General features: G+C 67.0%; 9 protein-coding genes and 3 pseudogenes. 2 read left to right on the top strand and 10 right to left on the bottom strand.

The features are described from left to right. Nucleotides 1-218: 218 nt before the first annotated feature. The 4 genes and pseudogenes from PIB19_RS12010 to prsK form a co-directional block, all read right to left on the bottom strand. Complete coding sequence (locus PIB19_RS12010) at nt 219-1337, bottom strand: tetratricopeptide repeat protein (RefSeq protein ID WP_271237548.1); 1119 nt, start codon at nt 1335-1337, stop codon at nt 219-221. After that, on the bottom strand, nt 1274-2257 hold the full coding sequence (locus PIB19_RS12005; RefSeq protein WP_271237547.1) for a tetratricopeptide repeat protein: 984 nt from the start codon (nt 2255-2257) through the stop codon (nt 1274-1276). The genes PIB19_RS12010 and PIB19_RS12005 overlap by 64 nt, the downstream gene beginning before the upstream one ends. 28 nt (nt 2258-2285) lie before the next feature. Beyond that, a pseudogene (gene prsR, locus PIB19_RS12000) lies at nt 2286-3637 on the bottom strand (PEP-CTERM-box response regulator transcription factor). Next, complete coding sequence (gene prsK / locus PIB19_RS11995) at nt 3634-4791, bottom strand: XrtA/PEP-CTERM system histidine kinase PrsK (protein ID WP_271237546.1); 1158 nt, start codon at nt 4789-4791, stop codon at nt 3634-3636. The pseudogene prsR and the gene prsK overlap by 4 nt, the downstream one beginning before the upstream one ends. A gap of 20 nt (nt 4792-4811) precedes the next feature. Between prsK and PIB19_RS11990 the strand changes: the two genes are divergently transcribed. After that, a complete protein-coding gene (locus PIB19_RS11990) occupies nt 4812-5765 on the top strand; it encodes a hypothetical protein (RefSeq protein ID WP_271237545.1) in 954 nt (317 codons plus the stop codon). Here the strand turns inward: PIB19_RS11990 and PIB19_RS11985 are convergent. Further along, nucleotides 5690-7077: pseudogene (locus PIB19_RS11985) on the bottom strand (TIGR03013 family XrtA/PEP-CTERM system glycosyltransferase). The gene PIB19_RS11990 and the pseudogene PIB19_RS11985 overlap by 76 nt on opposite strands. Nucleotides 7078-7242: 165 nt before the next feature. On the opposite strand from PIB19_RS11985, the pseudogene PIB19_RS11980 reads away from it, so the two are divergent. After that, nucleotides 7243-8297: pseudogene (locus tag PIB19_RS11980) on the top strand (mannose-1-phosphate guanylyltransferase/mannose-6-phosphate isomerase). A gap of 41 nt (nt 8298-8338) precedes the next feature. Here PIB19_RS11980 and pepF read toward each other — a convergent pair. From pepF to PIB19_RS11955, 5 genes are all read right to left on the bottom strand, one after another. Further along, nucleotides 8339-10207 (bottom strand): oligoendopeptidase F, encoded by a 1869-nt coding sequence (gene pepF, locus PIB19_RS11975; RefSeq protein WP_271237544.1) that lies wholly within the window; start codon nt 10205-10207, stop codon nt 8339-8341. Nucleotides 10208-10789: 582 nt separating this feature from the next. After that, nucleotides 10790-12433 (bottom strand): chaperonin GroEL, encoded by a 1644-nt coding sequence (gene groL, locus PIB19_RS11970; protein WP_271237543.1) that lies wholly within the window; start codon nt 12431-12433, stop codon nt 10790-10792. A gap of 119 nt (nt 12434-12552) precedes the next feature. Then, complete coding sequence (gene groES, locus PIB19_RS11965; RefSeq protein ID WP_271237542.1) at nt 12553-12840, bottom strand: co-chaperone GroES; 288 nt, start codon at nt 12838-12840, stop codon at nt 12553-12555. A gap of 201 nt (nt 12841-13041) precedes the next feature. Next, on the bottom strand, nt 13042-13488 hold the full coding sequence (locus PIB19_RS11960; protein ID WP_271237541.1) for a YrhA family protein: 447 nt from the start codon (nt 13486-13488) through the stop codon (nt 13042-13044). 44 nt (nt 13489-13532) lie between these two features. Then, complete coding sequence (locus PIB19_RS11955; RefSeq protein ID WP_271237540.1) at nt 13533-14336, bottom strand: hypothetical protein; 804 nt, start codon at nt 14334-14336, stop codon at nt 13533-13535. Nucleotides 14337-14649 lie beyond the last annotated feature (313 nt).

The following is a 14649-nucleotide window of genomic DNA, read 5'->3' as shown; positions in this document are numbered from 1 at the left end:
AAGCGGGAGGTATCCTCCTCCAGGCAACGCTCGCCAGCCATCAGAACAGCGGCCCGCATGGTCTCCCGGGTTGGAACTCTCCGGCCGCTGACCATGTCGGAGGTCGCCGGGTACCCTGATGGGTCCCGGCGGCCTCTCTCATTTTGGGGGACCCGCATTGCGGATGAAGCGATGCTCGTCGCCGGTGCCGCGCCCGGCTCTGCTCGCCGCGAATAAAATCAGGACTGTGCCGCCATCGCCGTAGCCGCGGTCCGTTCGTCGAACCGCGGGTCGGCCAACGCCGCCTGTGCCTGCGCCCGCGCCTCGGGCTTTCGGTTCAGATCGGCATAGACCTGCGCCAGATGCCAGCGAAGCCCGGCATGACGCGGCGCCAGCATCACGGCTTTTTGCAGTAGTTCGACTGCGGCCTGTGCGTCGCCGCCCCGGTACAGCGCCCAGCCATAAGCGTCGGCCGCCACCGGATTGCCCGGCGCCAGCGCATAGGCGGCCTCGCCGAAGTCCTCGGCCGCCTCGAATTCCTCCGCGCCGACATAGGCCATCGCGAGATCGGCATTGAGCGCGGCGTCGCCGTCGCCGATCCGGGCGCGGAGCAGTTCGAACGTGTCGATCGCGGTCTCATGGTCGCCCGCCGCGAGCTGCCAGCGGCCGGAAAGGCGCAAGGCGGCGACGTTCACCGGGTTCTGCGACAGGAACAACGCCAGCACCCTGGCGGCGTCGGCGCGCTGGCCGGCGCGGTCGAGCGCTTCGATCAGCCGCAGCATCGCCGGCTCGTCGAAGCGCAAATCGGCCGCGCGGCGATAGGCCGCGACCGCGTCGGCCGGGCGGTTCATCAGCATCAGCGTGTCGCCGACGAGCAGATGCGCCGCCGGCACTCCGGGATTGCGTGCGGCGATGTCCTGCGCCGTGGCGAGCGCCGCCGGCTTGTCGCCCTGGTCGAGCAGCGCGCGGATCAGCGGGACCAACGCAGCGGGATCGCCCGGCCGCTGCGCCGCTTCGGCGGCAAGCACTGCGGTGCTGTCGTCGGCGCTGAACGCGTTCGGATCGCCCTGCTCCGGCCAGGCGGCGCGATCGAGCAGTTTCGCCGCGGTCGCGCGATCGCCGATCCGCTCGAAACCGCGCGCCGCCAAGGTCAGCGAGTAGCTGTCGGCATCGCCGCGCACGATCACCGGGCGCAGCAGGTCGATCGCATTGCGCGCGCTGTCGGTGCGCAGCAATGCGACTGCGAGCAGCTTCCGGGCCGCGATGTTCATCGGCTGGTTGGCGACCAGCGGCTTCAGTTTCTCCATCGCCTGCTCGTAATCGGCGGCTTCGATGTCGAGCGCGCCGCCGAGCAGCAACGCCGCGGGGACCTGGGCAAGCCCGCCCCCGCATGCTCGATCAGCCCGCGCGCCAGGTCGCCATTCCCCGCCCGCGCGGCGATCACCGCCTGCAGATACAGCGCCTGGGCACTGCCGGGCCGTACCGCCAATGCACGCCGGGTCGCCGCGAGCGAATCCAGCGTCCGTCCGGCATCGCCCAGGGTCGCCGCATATTCGATCAGCGCGTCATGGTCGTTCGGATCGCGCTTCAGCGCCGCCTCGAACCAGGGCAGCGCCGCGATCAGGCCGAACTGGCTGCGCACCATTTCGCCGCGCAGCATCAGCGCGTCGAGATTGCCGCCGTCGAGCTTCACTGCCTGCCCGGATGCCTGGATCGCGCCGAGCACGTCGCCGGCATTGAGCTTGAGCCGGCCCATATCGGCCCAGACATCGGCGTCGCGCGGGGCGCGCTTCGCCGCTTCTTCCATCGCCGCGAAGGCACCCGGCAGCTTGCCCGACAAAGCCAGCGCCCGCGCCCGGATGCGCAATGCATAAACCTGACTTTCCGGAGCGGCCTTGCCGGTCTCGGCGAGCGCCTTTTCCTGCTGGCCCTGGAGTAGCAGCGCGTGTGCGCGCAGGTGCGCGACCTGTCCGGGCTTGTAGCCGGCGTCTATGGCGCGCTGCAGTTCGGCTTCCGCGCCGACGCCGTCGTCGAGCGCGAGCATCGCTTTGGCGAGGGCGAGATGCGCCTGGGCATTGCCCGGATCGGCACGGACAGCGGCGAGCGCCGCCTCGCGCGCCGCCGTGGCATCATGCGCCGCGAGCAGCTTGCCGCTGCGCTCCACGGCTTCGCGCGCGGCCGCCGGGTTCAACCGAGTCGACGCGGCCATGAACCACGCCGCGAGCACCAATGCGAACGCACCAAGCGCGCCGCCGATCACGATCAGGCGGCGGAACATTGGTTTGCGTCGGGCGGAGCGGGAGCGCTTACGGCTGGAGGTCATAGGCCTTCATCAGGTCATAGAGGGTAGGGCGGCTGATCCCGAGCAGTCGCGCGGTGCCCGAGATATTGCCTTCGGCGCGGGCGAGCGCGTGGCGGATCGCCTTGCGGTCGGCCAGCTCGCGCGCGGCCTTGAGGTTGATCGGGATCGGATCGGCCTTGTCCTCGAGGTCGAGATCGGCGGCGGTGACCATCTTGCCCTCGGCCATGATCGTTGCGCGCTTCACTCGGTTCTCGAGCTCGCGGACATTGCCCGGCCAGCTCCATGCGTCGATCGCGGCGAGCGCGTCGGGCGCGAAGCTGCGCGCGCCGGTCTGCATCGCCGCGGCATATTTGGTGAGGAAATGCCGCGCCAGCAGCCCCGCGTCGCCCGGCCGTTCGGCGAGCGATGGGATGCGGATGACGATTTCGGCGAGGCGGTAATAAAGGTCCTCGCGGAAGCGCCCTTCGGCGACCATCGCGTCGAGATCCTGATGCGTCGCGCAGACGACGCGGGTGTCGACCGCGATGGGCTTGCGGCTGCCGATCCGCTCGATCACGCGCTCCTGCAGGAAGCGCAGCAACTTGACCTGCAAGGGCAGGGGCACGTCGCCGATCTCGTCGAGGAACAGCGTGCCGCCCTGCGCCAGCTCGATCTTGCCTTCATTGGTCTTCACGGCGCCGGTGAAGGCGCCCTTTTCGTGCCCGAACAGCTCGCTTTCGAGCAGGGTCTCGGGGATCGCCGCGCAGTTGATCGCGACGAACGCCCCTTTCTTGCGGGGGCTCGCATCATGGACTCCGCGGGCGAGCAGTTCCTTGCCGGTGCCGCTCGCGCCGAGCAGCATCACCGATACGTCGGCGCCGGCGACGCGCTCGATCGTGCGCGTCACCTTGAGCATCTCGGGCGCGCCGGTGATCATGCCCCCAGCACCGCGCCTGCCTCGGCACGGTCGGCAAGGCGGCGGTTCTCGGCTTCCAGCGCATGGACGTGGAAGGCGCGCGCGACGATCAGTCCCAGCGCGTCGATGTCGATCGGCTTCTGGTAGAAATCCCACGCGCCCAGCGCGATCGCCTTGAGCATCGATTCGTGCGCGCCGTGGCCCGACGCGACGATCACCTTGGTATCGGGGCGGAGCTGGAGGATCGTCTCGAGCGTCGCGAAGCCCTCGGTGGTCCCGTCGGGGTCGGGCGGAAGGCCGAGGTCGAGCGTCACCACCTGCGGCTCCTCGGCGCGGATGACGGCGACTGCCTCCTCGCGATTGGCGGCGGTGTGGATCTCATAGCCTTCATAGGCCCAGCGCAACTGGCGCTGGAGACCGGCATCGTCCTCGACGATCAGCAGCTTCTTCATCTCGGTCATGCGGCGCGCTCCTCGCGGAGATCGGCGGCATGCGCGGCCTTGAGCACCACGCGGAAGCACGTGCCTTGCCCCTCGCGCGACGTGACTTCGATCCGCCCGCCCATCGCCGCGGCGATCTGGCGCGCCTCGAACGCGCCGATGCCGAAGCCGCCAGGCTTGGACGAGACGAACGGCTTGAACAATTTGTCGCGCACGAAGGCGGGGGACATGCCGCAGCCCTGATCGGTCACGTCGATCGTGACGTTGAGCCCGTCCGCGCCGACCAGGATCGTCACCGGCGCGTCGGCCGCGCTCGCCTCGATTGCGTTCTGGACGAGATGGTTCAGCAGCTGCTCCAGGCCCGCAGGGTCGGCATGCGCTATTGCGCTTGAAACGCCTGAGACATGCACCGGATGCTGCCGCGCCCGGGACGTCGCCGCACGATGCACCACGGCCTGAACCTCGATCGCATGCGGCGCTTCGCTCCGCCCGCGATGATGTTGCGAGAGCCGGGCGAGCAATGCGTTCATCCGATCTGCCGAATCCTTGAGTGTCGCCACCATGTCCGCCCGGAATTCGGGCTTGTCGGCATGCCGCTCGGCATTGCGCGCGGTGAGGGTGAGCTGGCTCACCAGATTCTTGATGTCGTGGAGGATGAACGCGAAGCGCCGGTTGAACTCGTCGAAGCGTTGCGCGTCGGCGAGCGCCTCCTGCGCCCGCGCCTCGGCGAGATAGCTCGCCACTTGCCGGCCGGTGACCTTGAGCAGGTCGAAATCCTCCCAGTCCAGCGCGCGGTCGAGCGGCGGGCGGGCAAGCAGGATCGCACCGGCGAGGCTGCCCAGATGCGGCAGCGGCACCAGCACCCAGGCATCGGCCATGTCGAGCATCCACCGCGGCACCGGCGCGGCGTCGGGGCGGGACGGGTCGTCGCGGACGCCGTCGAGTTCGATGATCCGCGTGGTGGTGGCGAGATGGTCGGCGAGCGCCGCATCGCTGGTGGCGGGGAACAGTCCACGGTCCCAGTTCCAGCTGGCGCCGGGGCCCAGCCCGGCACCATCGGGCACCAGCAACAGGCCGGCGGGGAGTCGGTCAGATCGGCGACGGCCTTGACGATGCGCACGTCGAGCGGTGCGGCGCCGTCGGGAGCGCCCAGCGTCTCGGTGAAGCGCATCCATTCGGCGCGATAGTCGTAGCGATGGCGGAAAAGGTGCTTCGCCAATTTGACCTTGGTCCAGGCGCGAAGCCATCCGTTCGAGACGAGAGTGAGGATCGCGGCGGTCGAGCCGAGCACGAACGCCGTCTGGAATATCCGCGCATTCTCGCCGCCGATCGTGGCGATCGCGCTGGTCGCGAGCGCGAGCAACGCGAAATAGGCGCCGATCGCGACCAGCGACAGCGATTGATAGGCAACCGTGCGCGAAACCTGGACATCCAGATCGCCCTTGCGCTGGAGCGCAGTGACCATCGCCAATGCAACCGCGATCATCGCCACGCCGCGCGCCGCGATCGATTGCGCGTGCGGCTGGGCGCCGACATATTCGGTGCAGCAGAGTGCGAATTCGGCGATCCACATACCGGCCAGCGCAGTCACGATCCAGCGCAGCCCGCCTCCCGCGGAAGGGTTGAGTGCCGAATAAAGCGCCTGCGCCAGAACGAGAGCGGCAACGGCGACGAGCATGCGGAGCAGCAGCGCCGTGCTGGCGATCTGCTCGGCGGCAGCGGACGCGCCTGCAATCGCGGCGATGTGAAACACCAATGCGCATATGCTGACGAGCGCGACCACCCCGTAGACGGTGCCGAGCGCGAGCGGCGGACGGTCGTTGGCGTCGCGCCGGTGCAGCGTGATCATGAAGCCGAGCCAGGCAAGGTTCCGGAGCGTCTCGACGATCCGTGTCACCATCTCGCCGGCACCGATCCCGGCGACCGCCAGTGCCCAGAGCGATGTCAGCACCAACGCCAGCATCAGCGGGCGGCGCGGCAAGCCGCTCGTCGGGGTGCGGACCGTCCACAATGCGATGCCGCCGAAGAGCAAGGCAGCCAGCGCGTGGCTCCACAGGATCAGCGTTGCAGACATCAGCGCGCGCCCGCGGGAAACAATATGACGCGGATCGTCTGGAGAAGGATCAGCAGATCGAGGAAGGGCGAATAATTCTTGGCGTAGAACAGGTCATATTCGAGCTTCTGGCGCGAATCCTCGATCGAGGCGCCATAGGGATAGTTGATCTGCGCCCATCCGGTGATGCCCGGCTTCACCATGTGGCGCTCGGCATAATAAGGCAGCTTCTGCTCGAGATCCTCGACGAATTGCGGGCGTTCGGGGCGCGGGCCGACGAAGCTCATCTCGCCCTTGAGCACGCTCCAGCATTGCGGCAGCTCGTCGATGCGCAGCTTGCGGATGACCCGGCCGATCCGGGTGATGCGCGGATCGTCCTTCTCGGCCCAGACCGCCTTGCCGCCGACCTCGGCATCCTGGCGCATCGAACGCAGTTTGATGACGTCGAAGCCGACGCCGTAGAGCCCGACGCGGCGTTGGCGATAAAGGCCGGGCCTTTGCTCTCGAACCGTATCGCGATCGCGGTGACCAGCACGAGCGGAAGCGTCAGGACCAGCAGCAACAGGCTGGCGCTGATGTCGAACAGCCGTTTGAACGCGCTCGACACCATTCGGCCCGAGGAAAAGCCGTCCGAGAAGATCAGCCAGCTGGGGTTGACGCTGTCGAGGTCGACGCGGCCGGTCTCGCGTTCGAGGAAGGTCGAGATCTCGTTGACATGGACGCCGGTGGTCTTGACCCGCAACAGGTCCTTGAGCGGCAGCGCATTGCGCCGCTCCTCGAGCGCGAGCACGACTTCGCTGGCGTTGAGCAGGACGACGTGATCGGCGAGATTGTAGATGGCATCGCGGGCGATCGCCTCCGGGATCACGCGATTGGCCTCGCTCATCGAGACATAGCCGACGACGGCGAAGCCCGCGCCGGGCGCCTTGGAAAGCACCTTCAGGCGCGCGGCGCGCGGACCCGCTCCCAGCACGACGATGCGCCGCTTGAACGCCTGGCTTCCCAGCGTCTTGCCGAGCAGGACGCGCAGGAAGATCAGCAGCACGACCGACAGGCCCATCGCGTACAGCAAATTGGAGCGCCAGAAGCTGATCTGGGGGATCATGAAATAGAGGACGCTCAGGCCGATCACGCCCAGCGAGATCGCCACGATCAGCCGCGCCATGGCGTAGCGCAGCGACTGGAGCGCATCGGCGCCATAGACGCCGACCGCGATCATCGCGACTTCGATAAAGGCGGCATAGCCCAGCAATTGGGGCACGCGCGTGGTCATCGGCAGGGCGGCCATGCCGACCTGATGCGCGCGCAGGATCCAGCCGAGTTCGCCCGCCGCCACCAGCAGGACGACGTCCAGCAGGCCGAGCAGCAGCACGGCATTGGGCACGTAATGCTTGAACAGGCGGATCATGGTGCGCCCAGCTCTATCGGCTAAGTGTAAACAAATCCGACACGCATTGCCGCGCGTGCGAAAGTGTCGGAAACGGCGAGCGTCACGGAAACCGTTTCACGCGCACATCGTTTAGTTCGCGGGGCAAGTACCTATATCTACAGCCTAATCAGGGAGCCATTCGTCATGCCGGAAGCCAAGCCGATCATTCCCGTGATCCTCTCGGGAGGATCGGGGACCCGGCTGTGGCCGTTGTCGCGTCCCGAACAGCCCAAGCAGCTCCTGCCGCTGACCGCCGAGGAGACGATGCTGCAATTGACCGCGCAGCGCACGACGGGCGAGCGTTTCGCCCGCCCCATCGTCGTTGCGAACGCCCTCCATGCCGATCAGGTCGAAGAGCAACTCGCCGCTGTCGAGGCCAGGGCGCAGGCGCTGATCCTCGAGCCGATGGGGCGTAACACCGCGCCCGCCATCGCGCTCGCGGCGATCGCCGCGGGGGTGGGAGCGATCCTATTCTCGTGATGCCGTCGGATCACGTCATCGCCGATGTGGACGCCTTTCACGCGGCGATCCACGCGGCGCTGCCGCTCGTGCAGGAGGGGTGGCTGGTCACCTTCGGCATCGCGCCGGACGCGCCCGAGACCGGCTATGGCTGGATCAAGGTCGGCGAGGCGCTTGGCGATGGCGTGCACCGCGTCGAACGCTTCGTGGAAAAGCCGCCGCGCGACAAGGCGGAAGCGATGCTCGCCTCGGGCGATCACGCCTGGAACGGCGGCATCTTCCTGTTCCGCGCCGACATGTATCTGGGCGCGCTGAGCGTCTACGCGCCCGCCATGCTGGTGGCGGCGCAGCGGGCAATGGAAAAAGCGCGACGCGAGGACAAGCGCATCTGGCCCGATGCGGAGGAATTCGCGCGATCTCCGTCGGATTCGATCGACTATGCGGTGATGGAGAAGGCGCCGCGCGTGGCGGTGGTTCCGGTCGCGATGGGATGGAGCGACGTCGGCAGCTGGGACGCGCTCCACGCGATCAGCGAATGCGATGCGCAAGGCAATGTCAGCCGCGGCGACGTCGTCCTGATCGACGCGGAGAATTGCCTCGTCCGCAGCGAGAAGGGCAAGCGCATCGCGCTGGTCGGGGTGCGCGATCTGATCGTGGTGGCGGCCGGAGACGACGTTCTCGTCCTTCCGCGCGGGCGCAGCCAGGACATCAGGAAGATCATCGAGGCGATGAAGCGGTGACGAGCGGGCGAGCGCGGCGTCCGGCCGCGCTCGCCGGCTCGTCAGGCCAGCAACGCCTCGGCCTGGTCGAGCGTGTCCTTGAACGTCGCGACCAGCGCCTGGTACGGCGCCGGCGACGCCATATCGAGCCCGGCGCGCTTGAGGATGTCGACCGGATAGTCCGAGCCGCCCGCCTTCAGCACCGACAGATAATTGTCGCGCTCCTTCGCGCCGCCCTTCAGGATCGCCTGGGCGAAATAGGTCGCGGCCGCGATGCAGGTTGCGTACTGATAGACGTAGAAGCTGTTGTAGAAGTGCGGGATGAACGCCCATTCGTTCCCATAGGCCGGATCCAGGCCCATTTTGGGCCCGTGATAGCGCTTCAGCAGGTCGAAATAGACGTCCGTGAATTTCTTGCCCGACAGGCCTTCGCCCGCCTCGGCCAGGTCGTGCGCCTTCAGCTCGAACTCGGCGAACATCGTCTGGCGATAGAAGGTGCCGCGGAAATTCTCCATCTGCTGGCCGAGATAGAAGAGCTTCTCCTCCTTGGTCTTGGCGTTCTTCAGCATGTACGCGACCAGCAACTGCTCGTTGGCGGTCGAGGCGATCTCGGCGAGGAAGATCGGATAATCGGCCTTTTCATAAGGCTGCGCGGCATTGGCGAGCAGCGAGTGCAGCGCATGGCCCCATTCGTGCGCATAGGTGCTCAGTCCGTCATATTTCTCGGAGAGGTTGAGCAGCAGATAGGGATGCACTTCGTACGCGCCGGGGTTCATATAGGCGCCGGGCCTTTTGCCCTCGCGCGGCCATGGATCCATCCACTTCGCCGCAGTCGCCTTGGCGATGCGCGCCTGGTAATCGGGGCCGAGCGGCTTGACCGCCTCGAGCGTCAGCGTGCGCATCTGGTCGAGCGTGAAGTTGCGGTCGAGCGACACCAGAGGCGGATAGATGTCGTAATAAGCGATGTCGGGGAGGTTGAGCATCCGCCGGCGCAGCTCGAAATAGCGGTGCAGCTGCGGCAGGCCCTTGTTCGTCTCGGCGACCAGGGTGCGATAGACCGCCTCGGGCACGTTGTTGCCGGAGAGCGCGGCGGCGAGCGAGGTCGGGTATTTGCGCGCCTTGGCAGTGAAGATGTCGCCCTTGACCTTGGCATTGTAGGTGGCGCCGAACGAGTTCTGGAACTTGCCGTGCGCACCCCAGAAGGCATCGAACACGGCCTTGCGATCGGCGCGGTTGGGCGCGTCGCGGTTGAGCGTATAGCCTTGGCTGTCGAGCCGGACCTGCTTGCCGTCGGACAGCTTGATCGTCGGCCACGGAATGTCCGACGAGCGGAGCTGGCCGGAAATGTCGCCGGGCGCCTGCAGCGGCGCAGTCGCGCTCGCGAGGAGCGCCTCGCCCTCGGGCGAAAGCGTGTGCTCGGCCTGGCGGACGATATTGGCCAGATAGAAGTCGAAGCGCGACTTGAGCGCCGGATCGGCGGCGATGAAGCCCTGGATCTTCGCCTTGTCGATCGTCAGGATCTCGGGCGCGAACCACGCCGTCGCTTCACCGAACGCCGTGTACAGGTCGATCGCCTGGGCCTGCTTCTCCTGCCACGCGGCGACGCGGACGTCCTCGTCGCTCTTCAGGCTGACATAGGTGTAGACCCGGCCGATCGTCTTGCCGAGATCGGACTGGAGAGCCAGCGCTTCGGCGAGCGTCGCGGCGCTCTCGCCCAGCCGGCCTTTATATTTGACGATTGCAGGAAGCGCCGCCAGCGCACCCTTGCGCGCCGCGTCCCAGGCGGCATCGTTGGGGTAGATCTCGGTCAGGTCCCATGCCGCGGCGCCAGCGGCGGCCTGCGCGGCATTCTGCGCCCAGGCAGGCAGTGACGTGGCGAGAGACGCGAGCGCACCTGCAGCCAGCGCATCGCGGCGAGTCAGTTCGGTCATCAAAGGCTTCCCCGAAAGAGGGCGCCGCTAGGCTCGGCGCTGGTTTGGAAGCCGGCAATCTGTCGTGCTTTCGGGCGCGAGGAAAGCGCTTTGTTGGGTTAAGGGGCCAACACACCCCGGCCGGAGGCGCCACGGCGGACATCGCGATATTCGGCGCGCGAGATCACCACCCAGTCGCGCTTGGCGCGGCGGCGCAGGGGTTCCGCAGAAGCGGCACTTGCTGACGAAACGATCGTCCTTCCCGGCACGCTCGATATGCTTTTCCGAGCGATCATGCTTGCCACCGACACAACGCAACCGTCCGGCGAACCAATTGAACACGTACGCGACCTCTTCATTATTTTGTCATTGCGCGTTCATGATCCGGCGCTTCGGGTCAAGACCCGCGGGCCGGCTTCGTCGCAAAAACCGCCCGGAAAAGCAGAAGGGCCGGGTTTCCCCGGCCCTTCGCATTTGTTCGACCTGGCAGGCGCGGGCAAAGCCCGTGCCGGACGTCGGACGGGTTCGGCAGCTTGCGCTGCGTGCCCTCGTCCGGATCGGAACGAGTCCCGAATTAGCGCGGCTAATTCAGGCCGTTCCCGATCAGAAGTCCATGCCGCCCATGCCGCCCATGCCGCCGCCGCCCATGGGCATGGCGGGCTTGTCTTCCGGCAGCTCGCTCACCGCCGCTTCGGTGGTGATGAGCAGGCCGGCGACCGAGGCCGCATCCTGCAGCGCGGTGCGGACGACCTTGGTCGGATCGATCACGCCGGCCGCAACCAGGTTCTCATAGACGTCGGTCTGGGCGTTGAAGCCGAGATTGTCGTCGTTGCCGTCGAGCAGCTTGCCCGAGATCACCGCACCGTCATGACCCGCGTTCGACGCGATCTGGCGGATCGGCGCGTAGAGCGCCTTGCGGATGATGTCGATGCCGCGGGTCTGGTCGTCATTGGCGCCCTTGAGGCCTTCGATCGCCTTGGTCGCGTACAGCAGAGCCGTACCGCCGCCGGGGACGATGCCTTCCTCGACCGCAGCGCGGGTCGCGTGCAGCGCGTCGTCGACGCGATCCTTGCGCTCCTTGACCTCGACCTCGGTCGAACCGCCGACCTTGATCACGGCAACACCGCCGGCGAGCTTGGCGAGACGCTCCTGGAGCTTCTCGCGGTCGTAATCGCTGGTGGTGTTCTCGATCTGCTGGCGGATCGCCTCGGTGCGGCCCTTGATCGCATCGGCATCACCGGCGCCATCGACGATGGTGGTGTTGTCCTTGTCGATCGAGACGCGCTTGGCGGTGCCGAGCATGCCGAGCGTGACGCTCTCGAGCTTGATGCCGAGGTCTTCCGAGATGACTTCGCCCTTGGTGAGGATCGCGATGTCCTCGAGCATCGCCTTGCGGCGATCACCGAAGCCCGGCGCCTTGACCGCTGCGACCTTGAGGCCGCCGCGCAGCTTGTTGACGACGAGCGTGGCCAGGGCCTCGCCCTCGATGTCCTCGGCGATGATCAGCAGCGGACGGCCCGACTGGACGACGGCTTCCAGAATCGGGAGCATCGCCTGCAGATTCGACAGCTTCTTCTCGTGGATCAGGATGTACGGATCGTTGAGCTCGACCGTCATCTTGTCCGGGTTGGTGATGAAGTACGGCGACAGATAGCCGCGGTCGAACTGCATGCCCTCGACGACGTCGAGCTCGAAATCGAGACCCTTGGCTTCCTCGACGGTGATCACACCTTCCTTGCCGACCTTCTCCATCGCTTCGGCGATCTTCTCGCCGACAATGGTGTCGCCGTTAGCCGAGATGATGCCGACCTGGGCGATTTCCTTGGTGCCGGCGACCGGCTTGGAGCGCGCCTTGAGGTCCTCGACGACCTTGAGGACGGCGATGTCGATGCCGCGCTTCAGGTCCATCGGGTTCATGCCGGCGGCGACCGACTTCATGCCCTCGCGGACGATCGCCTGGGCGAGCACGGTGGCGGTGGTGGTGCCGTCACCGGCGACGTCGTTGGTCTTCGACGCGACTTCGCGCAGCATCTGCGCGCCCATGTTCTCGAACTTGTCCTTGAGTTCGATTTCCTTGGCGACGGTGACGCCGTCCTTGGTGATGCGGGGCGCACCGAACGACTTGTCGATGACGACGTTGCGGCCCTTCGGCCCCAGCGTGACCTTGACTGCGTCGGCGAGGATATCGACGCCGCGCAGGATGCGTTCGCGCGCGTCGCGGCTGAATTTAACGTCCTTGGCTGCCATGTACTTGGCTCCTTTAATAGAATTTCCGTTCGGGCTGAGCTTGTCGAAGCCCAGCCCTCCACCCGCGATACGCTCGCGGCAGCGCGCCCTTCGACAAGCTCAGGGCGAACGGGGAAAAATTAGCCGACGATCCCGAGGATGTCGGATTCCTTCATGATGAGGAGGTCCTCACCATTGACCTTGACCTCGGTGCCCGACCATTTGCCGAACAGGATGCGGTCGCCGGCCTTGACGTCGAGCGGAGTCACCTTGCCGTCCTCGGACTTGGTGCCGGTGCCGACGGAGACGACTTCGCCTTCCTGCGGCTTTTCCTTGGCCGTGTCGGGGATGATGATCCCGCCTGCGGTCTTTTCCTCGGCTTCGACACGACGGACGAGCACGCGGTCATGCAACGGACGAAAGCTCATTGCGCTGCGATCCTCTATTTGGGTTGAACGGGGTTTAGCACTCACTTTGGGCGAGTGCTAACGACCGGGGATATGCGGAGCCCGGGAGCGTTCGTCAACGGGGATGCGACGGAATCTTTTGCCCGACCGATCAAGCGACCCAGCCGCAAGCGACGTCCTCAGACACTCGGCGCTCCGGCCTTCGCCGAAGCACGGTAGGCCTCAACCGCGGGTCGCGAGCAGGCGCTGGATCGCGGCGCCGACGCTGGGGAAGGTTTCGTTGACGTCGCTCGAGACCTTGTCGCGGAGCACCGGGTTGCTGCCGTCGAGGTCGACGGTGAACAGGTCGATATCGGTTTCGCCGAGGACGAGGTACGCATCGTGGGCGGGGCCTTCGCGCCACAGCTTGTTGGCGGCAACCAGACCCTGCCAGAAGCCGCCGGGGCCGGGCGTCGCCTCGCTCTGCCAGCTGCCGTAGAGCACGAGGCCGTCGAAATCCACGCCGTCCGAACGGCGCAGCAGCGCGGCATAATCGTCGGGGAGCGTCGCTCCGAACGCGCGCTGGAGTGCCGTGCGAAGCGCCGCGATCCGCGCTTCGTCGGCGCCGGACTGGACGATCTCGCCGACCGCCACTTGCGCGTCGCGCGCCGCCACTATCACTGCGTCCATGCCATTTTCTCCGGCCATCGGCGTTCAGCGTCCCGTGCGATCCTTCACGGCGTTGGAGGATAGACGAAACCGCGGGGTATCGGGAAGTCTATCTGCCGGCTCTGCCCGACCGCGAGATCACCGACCAGGGTGCGCTGGGCGTTGGTGAGCGCGAGATGGTGCGGGTCGTTCTTGATCAGCACGAGATTGTCGAAGCTGTTGGTGCCGCCATCGTCGAGCGGCAGCTTGTGATGGACCTGCCAGCCTTGCGGCACCCGGCCCGAGGCGATGCGGTCGATCGCCGCCTGGTCGAGCCCCGCACGGCGCAGCGCATCGACCTTGGCCGGATCGCCGGCGAGATCGCGGAGGAAATCGCCGCGCACGGTCGAGTCGAAGTCGCGGCGGAGGGCGGCATATTCGACGCGGTCGCGCTTCACATAATTGACCGAGACCGAGTCGACGCCGCGCAGTTCGACGCTCTGGCCGCGGACGGTGCCCGTATAGATGCCTTCGTCCGCTTGCCTTGTGCCCGCGCCGAAGAACTCGTCGAGCTGGCCTTTCATGCGGTTGATCGCGTCGCGCGCGCTGCCGGGGAGCGCGTCGATCGCGCCCTGCGGGATCGCATCGACGGCATTCTTGACCTGCCGCAGCGCCGGCTCGAGCGCGCCGCGCAGCGCCGGATTGGCGACAACCGCGGCGACCGAGTCGCTGACCGTCTGCGCCCATTTGCCGACCTTGCCCGCCTTGGCCGCGTCGCCGAGATAGGGGAGGATGCCGGCGGCCGAGAGTACGCCGTTCAGCGCATGGCCGCCAGCGCCGCCGAAATCGCCGGAGAAAAGCGAGCCGATCGCGCGGCCCGCCGAGATCAACGTGTTGCTGCCGTCGGAAATGGGCGTCGGCTCGATGATGCCGGTGATGTCGAGCGCGAGCTGGGTGAGATCGAGCCCGAGCTCGACCGGATTGGGGCCGGCATCGTTCGCGGCCGCCGGCGGCGTGGCGCCTGCGCTGGCGTCGCCGTCCAGTGCGCGGGCGAGTTCGCCGCGTTCGACGGGCGTGAGGCTGCGATCGATCTCGGCCTCGACCCACCCGGCGGTCTGGGGGTGTCCTGCCGTGCACGTTCGACGCTGGCGGCAAGGCCCTGCACGTCGACGCTGCCGCCGGGCAGGCGGTTTGCGCTGATCG

This window comes from Sphingomonas sp. 7/4-4, assembly GCF_027941955.1.
In the GTDB taxonomy this organism is placed as follows: Bacteria; Pseudomonadota; Alphaproteobacteria; order Sphingomonadales; family Sphingomonadaceae; genus Sphingomonas.
This window is presented reverse-complemented; position numbering and strand designations above follow the sequence as displayed.

Coding starts and splice junctions, on each gene's coding strand:
- pepF (WP_271237544.1), bottom strand. CDS start 10,207: ATGACCGAACTGACTCGCCGCGATGCGCTGGCTGCAGGTGCGCTCGCG.
- PIB19_RS11960 (WP_271237541.1), bottom strand. CDS start 13,488: ATGGACGCAGTGATAGTGGCGGCGCGCGACGCGCAAGTGGCGGTCGGC.
- PIB19_RS12005 (WP_271237547.1), bottom strand. CDS start 2,257: ATGTTCCGCCGCCTGATCGTGATCGGCGGCGCGCTTGGTGCGTTCGCA.
- PIB19_RS11990 (WP_271237545.1), top strand. CDS start 4,812: ATGGCGGAAAAGGTGCTTCGCCAATTTGACCTTGGTCCAGGCGCGAAG.
- prsK (WP_271237546.1), bottom strand. CDS start 4,791: ATGGATGCGCTTCACCGAGACGCTGGGCGCTCCCGACGGCGCCGCACC.
- groES (WP_271237542.1), bottom strand. CDS start 12,840: ATGAGCTTTCGTCCGTTGCATGACCGCGTGCTCGTCCGTCGTGTCGAA.
- groL (WP_271237543.1), bottom strand. CDS start 12,433: ATGGCAGCCAAGGACGTTAAATTCAGCCGCGACGCGCGCGAACGCATC.